The sequence below is a fragment of the Halomonas smyrnensis AAD6 genome (assembly GCF_000265245.1).
Classification (GTDB): Bacteria; Pseudomonadota; Gammaproteobacteria; order Pseudomonadales; family Halomonadaceae; genus Halomonas; species Halomonas smyrnensis.
Map to the genome: position 1 here is coordinate 146,437 of NZ_AJKS02000003.1, position 17,969 is coordinate 164,405.

The window sequence follows — 17,969 nt, forward strand, 5'->3', positions numbered from 1 at the left end:
GCGTGACGACCCGGCGCCAACGCGTTGAGCAACGCCATGGCGAGGGAGCGGGCTTGTATGGATAATAGCGCGCATATCGAAGCCGCGAGCCCGTCGTCATGCCGCGCCGTCTCCTGCAGCGCTACCTGCCCCATCCCGAGACCCTCAGGCGCCAGCGCTCTCTGCGCTTCTTGAGCCACCTGATCGGCAATCCCTCGCTGTGGATGCTGTCGCGACGCAGCGTGGCCAACGCCTTCTTCGTCGGGCTGTTCTGCGCCCTGCTGCCGATCCCGTGCCAGATGGTCCTTGCCGCCCTGGGCGCCTGGGCGTTACGCGCCAATCTGCCGCTCTCGGTGGGACTGGTGTGGATCACCAATCCGCTGACCATGCCGCTGATCTTCTACGGCAACTACCGACTCGGCGCCTGGCTGCTGGACCTGCCGGCGCGTGCCGCGCCCACGCAGCTATCCACCGAATGGGTTGCCGGGCAGCTGATCGATGCCCTCCCGGCCCTGGCGGCCGGCTCACTGGTGGCGGCCGTCCTGGCGGGCGGGCTGGGCAGCGTGACGATTCGTCTGGCGTGGCGCTGGCAGGTGTCGCGCAGCTGGAAGCGAAGGGCGCGGCGCCGCCGTGACCGGCTGGGCGACCGCGCCTGAAGCGGGAAGGAAGAAGGCAGGATCGGGCGTCAGGCGCCGGGGGCATCCGGCGTCAGGCGACCGCCATCGAGGCGCAGCACCCGATCCTGATGGGCGGCGAGCCCCGTGTCGTGGGTGACGATCACGAAGGCGCAGGCGGCGCTGGCGGAGAGTTCGTCCATCAGCGCCAGGATGCTCGCCGCGGTGGTCTGATCGAGGTTGCCGGTGGGCTCATCCATCAGCACCAGGCTCGGGTCGGTGACCAGCGCCCGGGCGATGGCCACGCGCTGGCGCTCGCCGCCGGAGAGCTCACCGGGCTTGTGGGCCGCGCGCTCGGCCACGCCCACCCGATCCAGCAGCTCAAGCGCTTTGGCCTCGGCGTCCTTCTTGCGCTGGCCGCGCACGATCAGCGGCAGGGCAGCATTCTCCAGCGCCGTGAACTCGGCCAGCAGATGGTGAAACTGGTAGACGAAGCCGATGTGCCGGTTGCGAAAGCGCCCGAGGGCGGCATTGCCCAGCTCGTGCAGCGCCTGCCCGGCGATGCGGACCGCGCCGCTGCTGGGATGATCCAGCCCCCCCAGCAGGTTGAGCAGCGTGGTCTTGCCGGAGCCGGAGCTGCCGACCACCGCCACGCGCTCGCCGGCCCGCACCTCGAGGGCCAGATCGTCGAGTACGGTGAGGTCGCGCGGCCCCTCGCGGTAGACGCGGGTCAGGTGATCGCAGGCCAGCATCACCTCACGCTGCCCCGCGTCACGGGTGAACGCCTGAGTCATGGCGGGATCATTCATAGCGGAGCACCTCGGCAGGCTGCACCCGGGCCGCGCGCCAGGCCGGGTAGAGGGTCGAGAGGAAGGTCAGCACGAAGGCCGCGGAAACGATCTGGCCCACGTCGGACCACAGCAGCTGCGAGGGCAGCTCGCTGATGAAATAGACGCCGGCATCGAGGAAATGGATGCCGAAGGCCGACTCGACGAAGGCGAGGATATCGGACACCGTCAGTGCCAGCAGCACGCCGAGCCCCACCCCGATCAGGATGCCGATCACGCCGATGGCCAGCCCCTGGACCATGAAGATGCCCATGATCGAACGTGGCGTGGCACCGATGGTGCGCAGGATGGCGATATCGGCATGCTTGTCGGTGACCACCATCACCAGGGTCGAGACGATGTTGAAGGCCGCCACGGCGATGATCACCGTCAGCAGCAGCGCGATCATGCGCTTCTCCATCTGGATCGCCTGGAACAGGTTACCCCGGGTATAGGTCCAGTCCAGGCCGCGATAGCCCGGCCCCAGATCGTCGATGATCGAGCGCGTCACGCTGCCGGCCTGGAACAGGTCGTCGAGCTCCAGGCGCAGCCCGCCCACGTCATCGCCCATGCGCGCCAGGGTCTGCATGTCGGCGATGTTGGCATAGGCCAGGTTGGCATCGAGATCCGCCCCGACGCTGAAGATGCCGCTGACGGTGAAGCGCTTGAGGCGCGGGAAGACGCCGGCCGGGGTGATCGAGGCCTCGGGCACCAGCAGGGTCACCCGGTCCCCCACCGTCACGCCGAGCTGACGCGCCAGCATCGAGCCGAGCACGACGTTCCATTCGCCGGGCTGCAGGTCGTCGAGGCTGCCGCGCTCCATGTGCTCGTCGACGATCGAGACGCGCTTCTCCCAGTCGGGCTTGATGCCGTTGACCAGGGCGCCGTTGTTGCGCCCGCCGACCGAGAACATGCCCTGCTGCTGGATATAGGGCGCCGCCCCGATGACGTGCTCGCGCTGCTGCAGGCGCTCGGCCAGCGGCTGCCAGTCGGTGAGCCCGGAGGGCACCTCGATGCGGGTGTGCGGCACCATGCCCAGCACCCGCTCGCGCAGCTCGCGGTCGAAGCCGTTCATCACGGACAGCACGAGAATCAGCACCGCCACGCCCAGGGTCAGGCCCAGCATGGAGGTCAGGGAAATGAAGGAGATGAAGTGGTTGCGTCGCTTGGCCCGCACGTAGCGCAACCCGATCAGGAGAGGCAGACGATCCAGCATTTGAGCGTTCCTTGTCGGCGGGCGCTCATGGTACGTGTTTTTGGCCGGCCCTGCATCGGGGAGGCAAGGCTTGCACGATGACTGCACCTTGCCGGTTCGGCGACGCGAGACACCACCTGACAGGAGCGCGGCACCCGGCCCCGTCGCCCGGAGAGCCGACGGCCTCGCCGGGCTTGCATCCCGACGCACCGCCCCCTACATTGCGCCGGATTCCTTCATCGAGGAGGCCTGCCATGGCCGTCTGCCTGCTCCCCGAATGGCATCCCCAGGATGCCGTGCAACTGACCTGGCCGGGTCCCGACAGCGACTGGGCGCCGCTGCTGGCGAACATCGAGGCGACCCTGGAGACCCTGGCGGTGGCCATCGCCCGCTACCAGCCGGTGCTGATCGCCGTGCCGGACGACGCGACCCGCCTCCGGCTGGCCGAGGCCTTACGTCATCGCGGCGTGCCCGCCGAGCGCCTGCTGCTCAGGGTGGCCGAAGCCGACGACACCTGGGCCCGGGACCACGGCCCGCTCACCGTCGAGCGCGACGGCGAACTCGTGCTGCTCGACTATGTCTTCACCGGCTGGGGCGGCAAGTTTCCCGCCGGCCGCGACGACAGTCTGACCCGGCGTCTCGCCGCCGACGGCGTCTTCGACGCGCCGCTGCTCTCCCACGACCTGGTGCTCGAGGGTGGTGCCCTGGAGAGCGACGGCCAGGGCACCCTGCTGACCACCGAGGCCTGCCTGCTCAACGTCAACCGCAACCCACACCTCGACCGGGCCGCCATCGAAGCGCGGCTGGCCGACGAGCTGGGCGCCGAGCGGGTGCTGTGGCTGGCTCATGGCCATCTGGAAGGCGACGACACCGACAGCCACGTGGACACCCTGGCGCGCTTCTGCGACCCGCAGACCATCGCCTACGTGCGCTGCGACGACGAGGCCGACCCGCACTATCCGGCGCTGGCCGCCATGGAAGACGAACTGCGGGCGCTGCGCCGCGCCGACGGCGAGCCCTACCGGCTGATCCCGCTGCCCTGGCCCGCCGCCTGCTTCGACGCCGAGGACGGCCGCCGCCTGCCGGCCACCTATGCCAACTTCCTGATCATCAACGGCGCGGTGCTGGTGCCCACCTACGGCGACGCCGCCGATGCGCGCGCCCTCGCGGCCCTGGCCGAGGCCTTCCCGGACCGTGACATCGTGCCCATCGACTGCGGCACCGTGATCCGCCAGCATGGCAGCCTGCACTGCCTGACCATGCAGCTGCCCCGCGGCACCCTGGCCGGGGCTCGCCGCCATGAAGGAGAGACATCATGACCCGCACCCTCAAGGTCGGCCTGGTCCAGCAGCCGGCCTGGCCCGACAAGGCCAGGAGCCTGGCAGAGAGCGAGGCCGGCATCCGCGAGCTGGCCGGTGCCGGCGCCCAGCTGGTGATGCTGCAGGAGCTGCACGCCACCCACTACTTCTGCCAGTTCGAGGACACCGCGCTGTTCGATCTGGCCGAGCCGCTGGACGGCCCCACCGGCCAGCGGCTGGCGGCGCTGGCCGCGGAGCTCGACATCGTGCTGGTGGGCTCGCTGTTCGAACGCCGCGCCCCGGGGCTCTACCACAACACCGCCGTGGTCTACGATGGCGCCCGCGGCCGGGTCGGCCAGTATCGCAAGATGCACATCCCCGACGATCCGGGCTTCTATGAGAAGTTCTACTTCACCCCGGGCGATCATGACGCCGCTCGCGAGGAGGGCTTCACCCCCATCGACACCTCACTGGGCCGCCTCGGCCTGCTGGTGTGCTGGGACCAGTGGTACCCCGAGGCCGCACGCCTGATGGCCATGGCCGGTGCCGATCTGCTGCTCTACCCCACCGCCATCGGCTGGGACCCGCAGGACGACGACGACGAGAAGGCACGCCAGCGTGACGCCTGGACGCTGATCCAGCGCAGCCACGCGGTGGCCAACGGCCTGCCGGTGGTGGTGGCCAATCGCGTCGGCCACGAGAGCGACCATTCCGGGGTGGGCCCGGGCATCGACTTCTGGGGCGGCAGCTTCATCTGCGGCCCCCAGGGCGAACTGCTCGCCCACGCCGGCCAGCAGGCCGAGCGGCTGCTGGTGACACTGGACATGGAGCGCGGCGAGGCGGTGCGGCGCATCTGGCCCTACCTGCGCGACCGCCGCGTCGACGCCTATGGGGACCTGACCCGCCGCTATCGCGACTAGCGGCCAGTCGACTGGCTGACATTGCCTGGAGCAAAAGAAAACCCCGAGGGGCTGTCCCTCGGGGTTTTCTTGTCGCCCGGTGCTGTCGCTCGGCGCCGATTACTTCCAGAAGTCGCGGATCGAGGCGATGCCCTGGGCGCCCACGGCGCGGGCGTGATTGGCGTCGAAGCGGGTCATGCCACCCAGCGCGAACACCGGCATGCCGGCGTGCTCGACCAGCTGCTGGAAATCGTGCCAGCCAATCGGCGCCACTTCCGGATGCGAGGGCGTGGTGCGCAGCGGCGACAGGGTCGCGAAGTCACAGCCGACGCGATGGGCCTGATCCAGCTGCTCGCGGTCATGGGTCGAGGCGGAGAGCCACTTGCCCTCGCCCAGCGGACGACGATCGAGACTCATCAGTCGCGCACTGGTCAGATGGATGCCGTCGGCGTCCACCTCGTCGAGCAGCTCGGGCTCGCCGTTGAGCATCAACCGTGCGCCGTGACGACGGCATACCGCCAGGGCCTGCTCGGCGCGGGCCAGATAGGCCTCGCGGTCCAGCTCCTTGGCCCGCAGCTGCACCAGGCGCACGCCATCCTCGACCAGCGCCCGCTCCAGCCGCGACAGGAAGATCGCCTCATCCTCTTCCTCGGCGCTGATCAGATACTCGGTGGGCAGCATCACCGCACGCAGGATCGGCACGTTGGCCGCCGGGAAGGGGTAGTTGAACAGCTCGTTCATCGGCACCCAGCGCACCGCCTGGCCCTCGCGCCCGAAGGGCTCGCCGGCGAAGTCATGCACCTGCCAGACGTCGAGCAGGATGTGCTTGTCGGTGTACTCGTGATGGATGCGAATCAGCGGCTGGGCGCGACGGATCTCGATCCCCAGCTCCTCGTGCAGCTCGCGCTTGAGGGCCTCGAGACCCGTTTCGTAGGGCGCCAGCTTGCCGCCGGGAAACTCCCAGAGGCCACCTTGATCGACGTTGGACGGGCGCCGGGCGAGCAGCACCTCACGACCGTCCGCGCTGATGATGGCGGCGGCTGCCACATGCACCCTTCTCTTGACCATTGCGTTCATTCACCTTATCCCACTTGTCCCCACGGCGATGGCGCGGGGGGTTACTCTCTTGATGTGGCCCGGGAACGCCGCGGCCCCGCGGCGCTCAGCTGCGGTAATCGGCGTTGATGGCGACGTATTCCCGGGTCAGATCCGTGGTCCAGACGGTGGCGCTGCGCACGCCGCGCCCCAGATCGATGCGGATCGCGATCTCCTCGCGAGCCATGACGGCACTGCCGGCCTCCTCGGTGTAGCCGGCGGCTCGGCCGCCGTTCTCCACCAGGCGCACATCGCCCAGATCGATGACCACGCGCTCGACGTCGAAATTCTCCACCGGTGCCCGGCCCACGGCGGCGAGAATCCGCCCCCAGTTGGCGTCGCTGGCGGCCAGCGCCGTCTTGACCAGCGGCGAATGCGCCACGGTGAAGGCCACGTCCAGGGCTTCCTGGCGCGACACCGCGCCGTCGACCTGCAGGCCGACGAACTTGGTGGCGCCCTCACCGTCGCGCACGATGGCCTGGGCCAGCTCGATCATCAGCCGCTCGAGCGCCTCGCGGAATACCGCCAGTCGCTCGTCGTCGTCGATGGCCGCGCCTCGACCGGTGGCGATCAGCATGCAGGCATCGTTGGTGGAGGTATCGCCATCCACCGTGATGCAGTTGAAGGAGCGCTCGACGGTCTCGCGCAGCAGCTCGTCCAGCAGCGCCGGGGCGATGGCCGCATCGGTGGCCACGAAGGCCAGCATGGTGGCCATGTTGGGCTTGATCATCCCCGAGCCCTTGCTGATGCCATTGAGGGTGACCGTCTCGTCCCCCAGCGGCACGGTCACGCTGGCACCCTTGGGCCGGGTATCGGTGGTGAGGATGCCCTCGCCCGCCGAGGCCCAGCCCGCGGCGCCCTCGTCGAGGCAGCGCAACGCCTCGGGCAGCCCGCCCAGCAGGCGCTCCATGGGCAGCGTCTCGCCGATCACGCCGGTGGAGAACGGCAGCACGCGGGAGGCATCCACCCCGACCAGGCCGCCGAGCTCGGCACAGGTGGCCCGCGCGTCGCGCAGACCGGTCTCGCCGGTGCCGGCGTTGGCGTTGCCGGTGTTGATCACCAGATAGCGCGGCGTCTCACCGTGCAGGGTGCAGGCCGCCAGATGCTCGCGGGCCACGGTCACCGGCGCGGCGCAGAAGGCGTTGCGGGTGAAGCTGCCCGCCACGGCCGCGCCCTCGGGCACCTCGATCACCACCAGATCACGGCGATCGGCGGTCTTGATCCCGGCCCGGGCCGTACCCAGGCGCACCCCATCGATCACCGGCATCTCGGGAAAGCTTGCTGGGCCCACTGCCATCGTCTGTCTCCTGTATGAATTCGCTTGGCGGGGCCGGCGCGGACGACTCGCCCGGCCCCCGACCGATCAACTCAGCTTGCCGCAGCACTGCTTGAACTTCTTGCCCGACCCGCAGGGGCACGGATCGTTGCGCCCGACCTTGGGACCTTCGCGACGCTGGGGGCGGGCCTCGCCGGCCGGTGCCTCGGCGGCGGCCGGCTCGGCTTCCGACTCGGCGCCCTCGGGCGCGTCGTGGCGGCTGGCCGCGGTCGCCTTCTCGCGCTCCAGCGACTCGCGGCGCTGCCGTTCCAGGGCCTCGACTTCCTCGGGCTGACGCACCTTCACGTGGCTGAGGATGCGCGTGACGTCGGACTTGATGTTGGCCAGCAGCGTCTGGAACAGCTCGAAGGACTCGCGCTTGTACTCCTGCTTGGGGTTCTTCTGGGCGTAGCCACGCAGATGGATGCCCCGACGCAGGTGGTCCATGGACTGCAGGTGCTCCTTCCAGCGGGTGTCCAGCACCTGCAGCATCACCTGCTTCTCGAAGCGGCGCATCAGCTCGGGCCCGGCGATCTCGATCTTCTCGTCGTAGGCCTGGCGATGCATCTCGTGGAGACGCTCGCGCAGCTGATCCTCGTGGAAGCGCTGGTCTTCCTCGGCCCACTGCCGCACCGGCGCCTCGAGGTTGAACTCGGTGCTGAGATGGTCCTCCAGACCGGCCAGGTCCCACTGCTCGGGCAGGCTCTGGGGCGGCACGAACTGGCTGATGCCCTCGTCGAGCACCTCGGCGCGGATGCCGATGACATTCTCGGAGACGTCGTCGGCGGCCAGGATCTCGTTGCGCTGCTCGTAGATGACACGACGCTGGTCGTTGGCCACGTCGTCATATTCGAGCAGCTGCTTGCGGATATCGAAGTTGCGGCCCTCGACCTTCTTCTGGGCGCGCTCCACGGCGTTGGAGACCATCTTGTGCTCGATCGCCTCGCCGCGCTCCAGGCCCAGCGCCTGCATCAGCTTCTGCACGCGCTCGGAGCCGAACAGCCGCATCAGGTTGTCTTCCAGCGACAGGAAGAAACGGGTCGAGCCCGGATCGCCCTGGCGACCGGAACGGCCGCGCAGCTGGTTGTCGATACGCCGCGACTCGTGACGCTCGGAGCCGATCACGTGCAGGCCACCGGCCGCGAGTACCGCCTCGTGGCGCTCCTTCCACTCGGCCTTGAGGCGCTCGACCTGCGCCTCGCTGGGCGATTCGAGCTGGGCGGCCTCGGCTTCCCAGTTGCCGCCCAGCACGATATCGGTGCCGCGACCGGCCATGTTGGTGGCGATGGTGATGGCCCCGGGACGACCGGCCTGGGCGATGATCTGCGCCTCGCTCTGGTGCTGCTTGGCGTTGAGCACATTGAAGGAGATGCCCGCCCGCTTCATCAGCTCGGCGAGATACTCGGAGGTCTCGATGGAGGCGGTACCCACCAGCACCGGACGGCCTGCCTCGGTCTGGACCTTGACGTCCTCGATGATGGCCTCGTATTTCTCCTCGGCGCTGAGATAGACCAGATCGTTCTGGTCCTTGCGCGCCAGCGGCCGGTTGGTGGGAATCACCACCACGTCCAGGCCATAGATCTGGCGGAACTCGAAGGCCTCGGTATCGGCGGTGCCGGTCATGCCGGACAGCTTGTCGTAGAGGCGGAAGTAGTTCTGGAAGGTGGTGGAGGCCAGCGTCTGACTCTCGCGCTGAACCGTCACCCCCTCCTTGGCCTCGACCGCCTGGTGCAGGCCCTCGGACCAGCGCCGGCCCGGCATGGAACGGCCGGTATGCTCGTCGACGATCACCACCTGACCGTCGCTGACGATGTAGTCGACGTCACGCTGGTAGAGATGGCGGGCCCGCAGTGCCGAGTGCATGTGCTGCAGCAGATTGAGGTTCTGGGCGGCATAGAGGGAGTCCTCCTCGCCCAGCAGCCCCTCGCCGCGCATCAGCTGCTCGACCTTGTGGTGACCGCCCTCGGTGAGCTCGACCTGTTTCTGCTTCTCGTCGAGGGTGAAGTCACCGCTCTCGGGGTCTTCCTCGTCGGTGCAGACCGCGAGATCGAGGGCCAGCCGGTCGACCACCTTGTACAGCTCGGTGTTCTCGTCCACCGCACCGGAGATGATCAGCGGCGTGCGCGCCTCATCGATCAGGATGGAGTCGACCTCGTCGACGATGGCGTAGTGCAGCCCGCGCTGAACCTTGTCCTCCAGCGAGAAGGCCATGTTGTCGCGCAGGTAGTCGAAGCCGAACTCGTTGTTGGTGCCGTAGGTGATGTCGCAGGCGTAGGCCTCACGCTTCTCCTCGGGCGTCTGGCCGGCATAGATGGTACCGACGGTCAGGCCGAGGAATTCATAGAGGGGACGCATCCAGTCGGCGTCGCGGCGGGCCAGGTAGTCGTTGACCGTGACCACGTGCACGCCCTTGCCGGGCAGGGCATTGAGATAGACGGCCAGGGTCGCGACCAGGGTCTTGCCCTCGCCGGTCTTCATCTCGGCGATGCGACCGCCGTTCAGGGTGATACCGCCGATCATCTGGACGTCGAAATGCCGCATGCCCATGATCCGCTTGCTGGCCTCACGCACGGTGGCGAAGGCCTCGGGCAACAGGGCATCGACGCTCTCGCCGGCGGCCAGGCGTTCGCGGAAGTCGGCGGTACGCGCCTGCAGCGCGGCGTCGTCGAGGGTCTCGAGATCCTTCTCGAGGGTGTTGATGCGGGCCACGGCGCGGCCCATGCGCTTCACTTCACGGTCGTTCTTGGAACCGACGACCTTGCGTAACAGGTTGTTGATCATGAAGGGTCCATCGCTGGGGTGCTCAAGACCGGGCCTCGTGCCCGGTCGCTCGTCGTTCAGGCGAGAAGCACCCGCGGCGGCCCGCGGCGGGTCAGGACATCGTGGGCCGCCACGGCCCGCTGTCGCGGGGCGACGATGGGCAGCCGCAGTGCGAGTCGTCCGGCACGGCGGGGAAGCGGGCGGGTCGGCCAGCGACGCCGGGCACGCCGGCGAGCCTGGAGTCGCGAGCTGGCCCGGATCAGCGCCGGCGCCAGGATGCAGACCTGGATGACGCGCTCGACCGGCGTTGCCGCCCCGAGCGGCGACAGCCCCGCCGGCAGCAGGCAGCCCACCAGCAGACCCGCCAGCCACCAGCGTGGCGGACGACGACGCTCCGGCGTACGGCGAGGCGTCGAGCCATGCTCGACGGACGCTGCCGGTGCTGTCTGCGCGGTAAGACTGGCCATGCTGTCGAGGGACTCCCGTGCCTGTGCTAGGCTCATGCGTTCCAAGGCCGTCGACGCCACGTCGACGATTCCCCACCCCGGGCCGGACCCGAGAATCAAGCTGATGAGTATAAAGGTTAAGCGCAGGCGAGCCCAGCCCATGACCCAGGTGCTGAACGGCCGCGGGGAGCTGGGCAACCTGATGCGCCGGGCCCGGCTGATCGAGCAGGCCCAGCAGCACCTGCGCGATCACCTGCCCGCCGAGCTCGGCGAGCACCTGTTCGTGGGCGGTTTCCATGAAGGACGGCTGACGGTGATTACCGATCGCGCCGTATGGCTGACCCGACTGCGCTACGAACAGTCACGGCTGCTGTCGCTGCTCCACGAGCTGCCGGGGTTCGCCGCGGTGACCGGCTTCGACTTCAAGGTCCGCCCCGTGCGCCCGGCCAAGGTGCCACCGCGCCAGACGCGTCACCTGCCCGCCCGGGCCGCCGACGAGCTCTCGAGCTGCGCCGCCGACGTCGAGGACCCGAAACTCAGGCGCGCCCTGGAACGCCTCGCCTCCCACGCCGAACGCGAGCCCTGACGCCCCGACCGCCTGCCCGCCAACGAGAAAGGCCCGCCAGATGTCTGGCGGGCCTTTCTCTGCAGGGCTCACGGGCGAGGCGTCAGGCCATGGCCGGCGCGGCGTAGGAGATCGGCGCCTTGGCGGCTTCTTCCTCGAAGGTGACGATTTCCCAGGCGTCCTGATTCTCCATCAGCGCGCGGCACAGCTGGTTGTTCAGCGCATGGCCGGACTTCACGCCGCGGAATTCGCCGATCAGGCTGTAGCCCAGCTGATAGAGATCGCCAATGGCGTCCAGCACCTTGTGCTTGACGAACTCGTCGTCGTAGCGCAGGCCACCCTCGTTCACGATCCGGTAGTCATCGACCACGATGGCGTTGTCGAGGCTGCCACCCAGGGCCAGATTATTCGAGCGCAGGTACTCGAGGTCGCGCATGAAGCCGAACGTACGCGCCCGGGACACCTCCTTGACGAAGGAGGTGGTCGAGAAGTCGACCTCGGCGCTCTGCTTCTGGGCCTCGAACACCGGATGATCGAAGTCGATGGCGAAGGAGACCTTGAAGCCCTGATGGGGCAGGAAGATCGCTTCCTTCTCGCCGTCGCGCACCACCACTTCACGCTTGATGCGGATGAATTTCTTGGCGGCGTTCTGCTCGGCGATACCGGCGGACTGGATCAGGAACACGAAGGGACCGGCGCTGCCGTCCATGATCGGCACCTCGGGGGCGCTGACGTCGACGTAGGCGTTGTCGATGCCGAGGCCGGCAAGCGCCGACATCAGATGCTCGACGGTGGCCACCTTGACGCCGTCCTTGGACAGCGCGGTGCACAGCGTGGTGTCGGTGACGCTGTCGGCACTGGCCGGAATCTGCACCTCGGGATCCAGGTCGGTGCGCACAAACACGATACCGGTATCGACCGGTGCCGGCCGCAGGGTCAGGTAGACCTTCTTGCCGGAGTGCAGGCCGACGCCGGTGGCGCGGATGACGTTCTTCAGTGTGCGTTGTCTGATCATGGGCAGTCGCCAGGCTCGGTGGTTATCAAACACCGTTCACTATAACACCGAACGCACGTTTCAACAAAAACAACGTGCGCTCGATGTGCCTATGCGAACGATAGCGGCGCTCAATCGGCCTGGCGACGCAGGAACGCCGGAATGTCCAGGTAGTCGTCGAGCTCCTGGGACTTGCGCGGTTCCTGCTGGGGCCGCGAGGACTCCTGAGGCTCGGCCTTGGAGGCCGCGGCCGAGCCGCGACCCGACGCAGGCGCCTGCTGCTGCGGACGGCTCGCCGCCGGCTGCCGCTGGCGATAGTCGCCGCCGCCCGCCTCGCGGCGCGAGCTCTGGCTGGCCGCCGCCGGCTGACGCTGGCCGTCGAGACCGGCGGCCACCACGGTGACGCGCAGCTCGTCGGTCATCTCCATGTCGATGGAGGTACCCACCACGATGGTCGCGTCCTGGGAGGCGAACTCCTGGACGGTGGCACCGACGTCATTGAACTCGCCGATGGACAGATCCGGCCCGGCCGTGATGTTGACCAGGATACCGCGAGCACCGTGCAGGTCGATGTCTTCCAGCAGCGGGCTGCGGATCGCCTTCTCGGCGGCCTCGCGGGCGCGGTTCTCGCCGGTGGCGCCGCCGGTGCCCATCATCGCCATGCCCATCTCGGACATCACGGTGCGCACGTCGGCGAAGTCGACGTTGATGATGCCGGGGCTGGTGATCAGCTCGGCGATGCCCTGCACCGCCCCCAGCAGCACGTCGTTGGCGGCGCTGAAGGCGGTCAGCAGGCTGGCGCTCTTGCCGAGCACCGAGAGCAGCTTCTCGTTGGGAATGGTGATCAGCGAGTCGACGTGCTCGGAGAGCTCCTTCATGCCCTCTTCGGCCGAGCGCATGCGCTTGGGCCCTTCGAAGGGGAAGGGACGCGTGACCACGGCCACGGTCAGGATGCCGAGCTCCTTGGCGACCTGAGCGACCACCGGCGCACCGCCGGTACCGGTGCCGCCACCCATGCCGGCGGTGATGAACACCATGTCGGCACCATGAAGGAGCTCGGCGATGCGCTCGCGGTCCTCCATGGCGGCCTGACGGCCGACCTCCGGGTTGGCGCCGGCGCCGAGCCCCTTGGTGATTTCGCTGCCGAGCTGGAGAACGGTCTTGGCCGCCACCCGCTTCAGCGCCTGGGCATCGGTGTTGGCGCAGATGAACTCGACGCCCTCGATGCTGCTTTCGACCATGTGATTGACGGCGTTGCCGCCACCACCGCCGACACCGATGACCTTGATGACTGCACTGCTTGAGGGTGCACTGTCTACCAGTTCGAACATTAGCCCCGTCTCCTGGACCGCGATCGCGGCCCTGTCAGAAATTTCCTTTGAACCAGCCCTTGAGCTTTACCAGCGCCGGAATCCCTTCCCCTGCTCCGCGCCGGGAGGCGTCCCCACGCCTCGGCTGCGCCGACATGCCACTGCCCGACGTCTCTTGTTGGCCGTGCCCCTGACGGGCCTCGTTTAGAGCGTAATGTAGCAAACCGACCCCCGTCGAATAAATCGGATTGCGTACCACATCGGCGAGCCCTCGCACGTTCTGGGGACAGGCGATTCTCACCGGCATGTGAAAGATTTCCTCGGCCAGCTCGACGACCCCTTCCATGCGCGAGGTGCCGCCGGTCAATACCACACCGGCGGCCACCAGGTCCTCGAAGCCGCTGCGCCGCAGCTCGTCACGCACCAGGGTGAAAAGCTCCTCGTAGCGCGGCTCGACCACTTCGGCCAGCGACTGCCGGGACAGGTCCCGGGCCGGCCGGTCGCCGACGCTGGGGACCTTGATCATCTCGTCGCTGGCGGCCATCTGGGTCAGCGCGCAGGCATACTTGACCTTGATTTCCTCGGCATGCTGGGTCGGCGTGCGCAGCGCCATGGCGATGTCGTTGGTGACCTGATCGCCGGCGATGGGAATCACCGCCGTATGGCGAATGGCGCCCTCGGTGAAGACCGCGATGTCGGTGGTGCCGCCGCCGATGTCGACCATGCACACACCGAGTTCGCGTTCGTCCTCGGTGAGCACCGCGTGGCTGGAGGCCAGCTGCTCGAGGATGATGGCGTCCACGTCTAGCCCGCAGCGGCGCACGCACTTCTCGATGTTCTGCACCGCGTTGAGCGCCGCGGTCACCAGGTGCACTCGAGCCTCCAGGCGCACACCGGACATGCCGAGCGGCTCTCGAATGCCGCCCTGGGTGTCGATCGCGAACTCCTGTGGAAGCACATGCAGCACGCGCTGGCCTTCGGAGATGGCCCGGGCCCTCGCCGAATCGATGACGCGCTCGATATCGGCGGGCGCGACTTCACGCTCCTTGATCGCCACCACGCCATCGGAGTTCATCGAGCTGATATGACTGCCGGCGATTCCCACGTAGACGGAATGGATGTCACAGCCGGCCATCAGCTCGGCCTCTTCCACGGCACGCTGGATGGACTGCACCGTGGATTCGATGTTGATCACCACGCCCTTTTTCATCCCGCGGGAGGGATGAGAGCCGATGCCGGCAATCTCGATGCCGCCATCATCGGTGGGTTGACCCACGATCGCCACGACCTTGGATGTTCCGATATCCAGCCCGACTACCATATTGGACGCATTGGATGGACCTGACATGAGTCGGGAAATCTCCTCGCGCTGACCCGCTTGGGGAAATTAAGCATTAATAATAAAAAAAACCTGGGACAATTATAGGAACAACTTCCCGTGCTCCACCAGCCCAGAGCGAAAAACATCCGTCACGATACGGCGATTTTGCACTAAAAGGAACACCCGCGAGACGCTTCAATCCATCACATGGCGTTCGCCGATCGCCCTCAACTTTCCTTAGCACCCTCTTCATCGACCGGCTCGCTTTCACCGTGCCAGGCCACCGACACGCCGTTCGGATAGCGCAGGTCGATGTAGCGAATATGCGACGCCACCGGATCGAACTCCCGATCCCAGGCCGCCAGGAAGCGAGCCAGTCGGGGCTCGCGATTGCTGCGTCCCAGCATCACCCAGATGCCATCATCGGTCTGCAGCCGCCAGGCACCGCGATCCTCGAGCCGCAGCTGGCTGATGGACAGCCCGTGCTCGGCCAGCTGTGCGCTCAGGGTATCGTGATAGGCCAGCACCTCCGCGCCGCTGCCGGACGGCCCGGCCAGATGCACCAGCCCCTCCGGCGCCGACAGCGGGGCGAAGGTGAAGGGCTCGCCGGCCGGGTTGAGCAGTTGCTCATCGTTCCAGCGCGCCACCGGTACCTGCTCGACCAGCTCGAACACCAGCGCATAGGGCCATTCGCGACGAATGCGCACCTCGCTCAGCCAGCCGATGTCACGGGCCTGTTCGCGCAGCTCGCCGATGTCTGCCGACAGCCAGGTCTGGCCCCGCACCAGCGGCGCCAGCTTGCCACGCAGATAGTCGGCGCTGACCAGTTCCAGGTCACCGCGGATCGAGACGCGCTCGACCGGGCGGTCGAGCCACAACCACAGCGCACGGCCGCCGGCGCCGAGCACCAGCAGCAGCAGCAGGACGCCGACCAGGCTTCCGCGACGCGCCATGACCTCAGGACCGCCCGGCGGTGTCGAGGATGCGCCGCACCAGCGCATCGAAGTCGATGCCGGCGTGGGCCGCGGCCTGAGGCACCAGGCTGTGATCGGTCATGCCGGGCACGGTGTTGACCTCGATCAGCCAGAAACGGCCTCCGGCATCGCGCATCACGTCGACGCGCCCCCAGCCGTCGCAGCCGACGGCAAGGAAGGCCTCACGGCTCAGGTCGGCGAGCCGTGCCTCGTCCTCGGCCGACAGCCCGCAGGGCAGGTGATAGAGGGTCTCGTCGGAGAGGTACTTGGCCTCGTAGTCGTAGAAGCCGTTCGGCACCTCGACCCGGATCGCCGGCAGCGCGCTGTCGCCCAGCAGCGTCACCGTGTATTCCTCGCCGCTGACGAATCGCTCGGCCATCACCCGGGCATCGAAGCGAGCGGCGTCGCGATAGGCCGCCTCGAGCGCCTCGGGGCTCTCGACGATGGTGATGCCAAGGGTCGACCCCTCGTGCACCGGCTTGACGATCAGCGGCAGCCCGAGCCGCTCGGCCACCGCGGCCCAGTCGGCGTCGGGGCCGAGCATCTCGCTTTCCGGCGTCGGCAGTCCCAGGGCCTGCCAGACCAGCTTGGTGCGCTGCTTGTCCATGCCCAGCGCCGAGGCCAGCACGCCGCTGCCGGTATAGGGAATGCCCAGCAGCTCGAGCGCCCCCTGAAGGGTGCCGTCCTCGCCGCCGCGCCCGTGCAGGGCGATGAACACGCGGTCCGGCTTCAGCGCCTCAAGACCGGCCAGCCCGCCCTGCTCGGCCGGATCGAAGCCGATCGCCTCGACGCCGCTGCGGTTGAGCGACTCGAGCACCGCCGCCCCGCTCTTGAGCGACACCTCGCGCTCGGCGGAATCACCGCCGTAGAGCACCACCACCCGGCCCAGGCCGGTCACGTCGGTCGTCATAGCGTCACCTCGTCGAACGCCAGACGGGCGTCGGCCAGCCGCTGGGCGATGCCGCCCACGTCGCCGGCGCCCTGGGTGATCAGGATGTCGCCGGGGCGCAGCACCTTGGCCAGCAGCCCCGGCAGTTCGGCCTTGTCCTGCACGAAGATCGGATCGACCTCGCCCCGCTGGCGGATCGAGCCGGCCAGGCTGCGGCCGTCGGCCCCGGGCAGCGGCGTCTCGCCGGCCGCGTAGACATCGAGCAGCAGCAGGGTATCGACCCCGGCCAGCACGCGCACGAAGTCCTCGTAGAGGTCACGGGTGCGGGAATAGCGATGCGGCTGGTAGGCCATCACCAGGCGGCGGTCGGGCCAGCCGTCGCGCACCGCCTGGATGACCATCTCCACCTCGCGGGGATGGTGGCCGTAGTCGTCGACCAGCATCACCTCGCCGTCGCCGACCGGCGTCGGGAAGCTGCCATGGACCTGGAAGCGACGGCCGACGCCGGCGAAGCTCGCCAGGCCGCGCAGGATGGCGTCGTCATCGACCCCGGCGTCGCTGGCCACGGCGATGGCGGCCAGGGCGTTCAGGGCGTTGTGACGCCCCGGCATGGCCAGCCGCACCGGCAGCGGTGCCAGCCCCTCCGGCCGCCGCGCGGTGAAGCGCACCTCGCCGGCCGACTGGGAGAAGTCCTCGATGCCGTAGTCGGCGTCGTCGCTGAAGCCGTAGGTCACGAACTGACGATTGACCCGCTCGAGCAGCCCGCGCACGTTGCCGTCGTCGATGCACAGCACCGCCAGGCCATAGAACGGCAGGTTGTGCAGGAACTCGACGAAGGTGTCCTTGAGGCGCTCGAAGTCACCGCCATAGGTCGCCATGTGATCGGCATCGATGTTGGTGACGATGGCCACCATCGGCTGCAGGTGCAGGAAGGAGGCGTCGGACTCGTCGGCCTCGGCCACCAGGTAATCGCCCTCGCCCAGCCGCGCATTGGTGCCGGCGCTGGTCAGCTTGCCGCCGATGACGAAGGTCGGATCCAGCCCGCCCTCGCCCAGCAGGGTCGCGGTCAGGCTGGTGGTGGTGGTCTTGCCGTGGGTGCCGGCCACGGCGATGCCGTGGCGGAAACGCATCAGCTCGGCCAGCATCTCGGCCCGGCGCACCACCGGCACACGGTGCTCCTGGGCCCAGCGCACCTCGGGGTTGGTCGGGTCCACCGCCGTGGAGACGACCACCACATCGGCCTCACGGGCGTTCTCCTCGGCGTGGCCGATCGCCACGCGAACGCCGCAGGCGCGCAGGCGTTCCACCACCGGCGAGGCCTTGAGATCGCTGCCGCTGACCGCATAGCCCTCGTTGGCCAGCACCTCGGCGATGCCGCACATGCCGGCGCCGCCGATGCCGACGAAATGAATGCGCCGGATGCGACGCATGCCCAGCCCGCGCCCGAGGCGCGGGGGCGTGGCTTGGCCGGGAACCGGCCCCAGGGTC

At 68.3% G+C, this 17,969-nt stretch carries 16 protein-coding genes; 4 read left to right on the forward strand and 12 right to left on the reverse strand.

Translation table 11 applies throughout. The features are described 5' to 3' along the window. Window positions 1–98: 98 nt before the first annotated feature. Entirely contained in the window at window positions 99–635 is a 537-nt protein-coding gene (locus UYS_RS0204825) for a DUF2062 domain-containing protein (RefSeq protein WP_016854373.1), read from the forward strand. A gap of 29 nt (window positions 636–664) precedes the next feature. Here the strand turns inward: UYS_RS0204825 and UYS_RS0204830 are convergent, their stop codons facing one another. Both UYS_RS0204830 and UYS_RS0204835 read right to left on the reverse strand, forming a co-directional pair. Then, a complete protein-coding gene (locus tag UYS_RS0204830; RefSeq protein ID WP_016854374.1) occupies window positions 665–1,387 on the reverse strand; it encodes an ABC transporter ATP-binding protein in 723 nt (240 codons plus the stop codon). 7 nt (window positions 1,388–1,394) lie between these two features. Further along, complete coding sequence (locus UYS_RS0204835; protein ID WP_016854375.1) at window positions 1,395–2,636, reverse strand: lipoprotein-releasing ABC transporter permease subunit; 1,242 nt, start codon at window positions 2,634–2,636, stop codon at window positions 1,395–1,397. 233 nt (window positions 2,637–2,869) lie between these two features. Here UYS_RS0204835 and UYS_RS0204840 point away from each other — a divergent pair, with 233 nt between their 5' ends. After that, the gene (locus UYS_RS0204840) at window positions 2,870–3,934 is read left to right on the forward strand and encodes an agmatine deiminase family protein (RefSeq protein ID WP_016854376.1); all 1,065 of its coding nucleotides are present in this window, start codon (window positions 2,870–2,872) and stop codon (window positions 3,932–3,934) included. Next, complete coding sequence (locus UYS_RS0204845; RefSeq protein ID WP_016854377.1) at window positions 3,931–4,833, forward strand: carbon-nitrogen hydrolase; 903 nt, start codon at window positions 3,931–3,933, stop codon at window positions 4,831–4,833. Before UYS_RS0204840 ends, UYS_RS0204845 begins: the two co-directional genes overlap by 4 nt. Before the next feature lie 99 nt (window positions 4,834–4,932). On the opposite strand, the gene UYS_RS0204850 is transcribed toward UYS_RS0204845, so the two are convergent. From UYS_RS0204850 to UYS_RS16930, 4 genes are all read right to left on the reverse strand, one after another. Further along, window positions 4,933–5,880, reverse strand: coding sequence for a Nudix family hydrolase (locus tag UYS_RS0204850; RefSeq protein ID WP_026068351.1), 948 nt, complete (start codon window positions 5,878–5,880; stop codon window positions 4,933–4,935). A gap of 94 nt (window positions 5,881–5,974) precedes the next feature. Continuing rightward, the gene (argJ, locus tag UYS_RS0204855) at window positions 5,975–7,204 is read right to left on the reverse strand and encodes a bifunctional glutamate N-acetyltransferase/amino-acid acetyltransferase ArgJ (RefSeq protein ID WP_016854379.1); all 1,230 of its coding nucleotides are present in this window, start codon (window positions 7,202–7,204) and stop codon (window positions 5,975–5,977) included. 66 nt (window positions 7,205–7,270) lie between these two features. Beyond that, on the reverse strand, window positions 7,271–10,003 hold the full coding sequence (gene secA / locus UYS_RS0204860; RefSeq protein ID WP_016854380.1) for a preprotein translocase subunit SecA: 2,733 nt from the start codon (window positions 10,001–10,003) through the stop codon (window positions 7,271–7,273). A gap of 56 nt (window positions 10,004–10,059) precedes the next feature. Continuing rightward, a complete protein-coding gene (locus tag UYS_RS16930; protein WP_040477961.1) occupies window positions 10,060–10,449 on the reverse strand; it encodes a hypothetical protein in 390 nt (129 codons plus the stop codon). A gap of 139 nt (window positions 10,450–10,588) precedes the next feature. On the opposite strand from UYS_RS16930, the gene UYS_RS0204870 reads away from it, so the two are divergent. Next, window positions 10,589–11,014 carry a DUF721 domain-containing protein gene (locus UYS_RS0204870; RefSeq protein WP_016854382.1) on the forward strand — a complete coding sequence of 142 codons (426 nt, stop codon included), beginning with the start codon at window positions 10,589–10,591 and terminating at the stop codon, window positions 11,012–11,014. An 82-nt stretch (window positions 11,015–11,096) separates the two neighbouring features. Here UYS_RS0204870 and lpxC read toward each other — a convergent pair whose 3' ends face one another. From lpxC to murC, 6 genes are all read right to left on the reverse strand, one after another. Further along, the gene (lpxC, locus tag UYS_RS0204875) at window positions 11,097–12,008 is read right to left on the reverse strand and encodes a UDP-3-O-acyl-N-acetylglucosamine deacetylase (protein WP_016854383.1); all 912 of its coding nucleotides are present in this window, start codon (window positions 12,006–12,008) and stop codon (window positions 11,097–11,099) included. Between the two features lie 110 nt (window positions 12,009–12,118). Then, window positions 12,119–13,318, reverse strand: a complete 1,200-nt coding sequence (ftsZ, locus tag UYS_RS0204880) for a cell division protein FtsZ (RefSeq protein ID WP_016854384.1) — start codon at window positions 13,316–13,318, stop codon at window positions 12,119–12,121. 34 nt (window positions 13,319–13,352) lie between these two features. Next, entirely contained in the window at window positions 13,353–14,645 is a 1,293-nt protein-coding gene (ftsA, locus tag UYS_RS0204885) for a cell division protein FtsA (RefSeq protein ID WP_026068353.1), read from the reverse strand. Between the two features lie 200 nt (window positions 14,646–14,845). Further along, window positions 14,846–15,571, reverse strand: coding sequence for a cell division protein FtsQ/DivIB (locus UYS_RS0204890; protein WP_016854386.1), 726 nt, complete (start codon window positions 15,569–15,571; stop codon window positions 14,846–14,848). Between the two features lie 4 nt (window positions 15,572–15,575). After that, window positions 15,576–16,502 carry a D-alanine--D-alanine ligase gene (locus UYS_RS0204895; RefSeq protein ID WP_016854387.1) on the reverse strand — a complete coding sequence of 309 codons (927 nt, stop codon included), beginning with the start codon at window positions 16,500–16,502 and terminating at the stop codon, window positions 15,576–15,578. Continuing rightward, complete coding sequence (gene murC, locus UYS_RS0204900) at window positions 16,499–17,911, reverse strand: UDP-N-acetylmuramate--L-alanine ligase (RefSeq protein ID WP_051008807.1); 1,413 nt, start codon at window positions 17,909–17,911, stop codon at window positions 16,499–16,501. The genes UYS_RS0204895 and murC overlap by 4 nt, the downstream gene beginning before the upstream one ends. Window positions 17,912–17,969 lie beyond the last annotated feature (58 nt).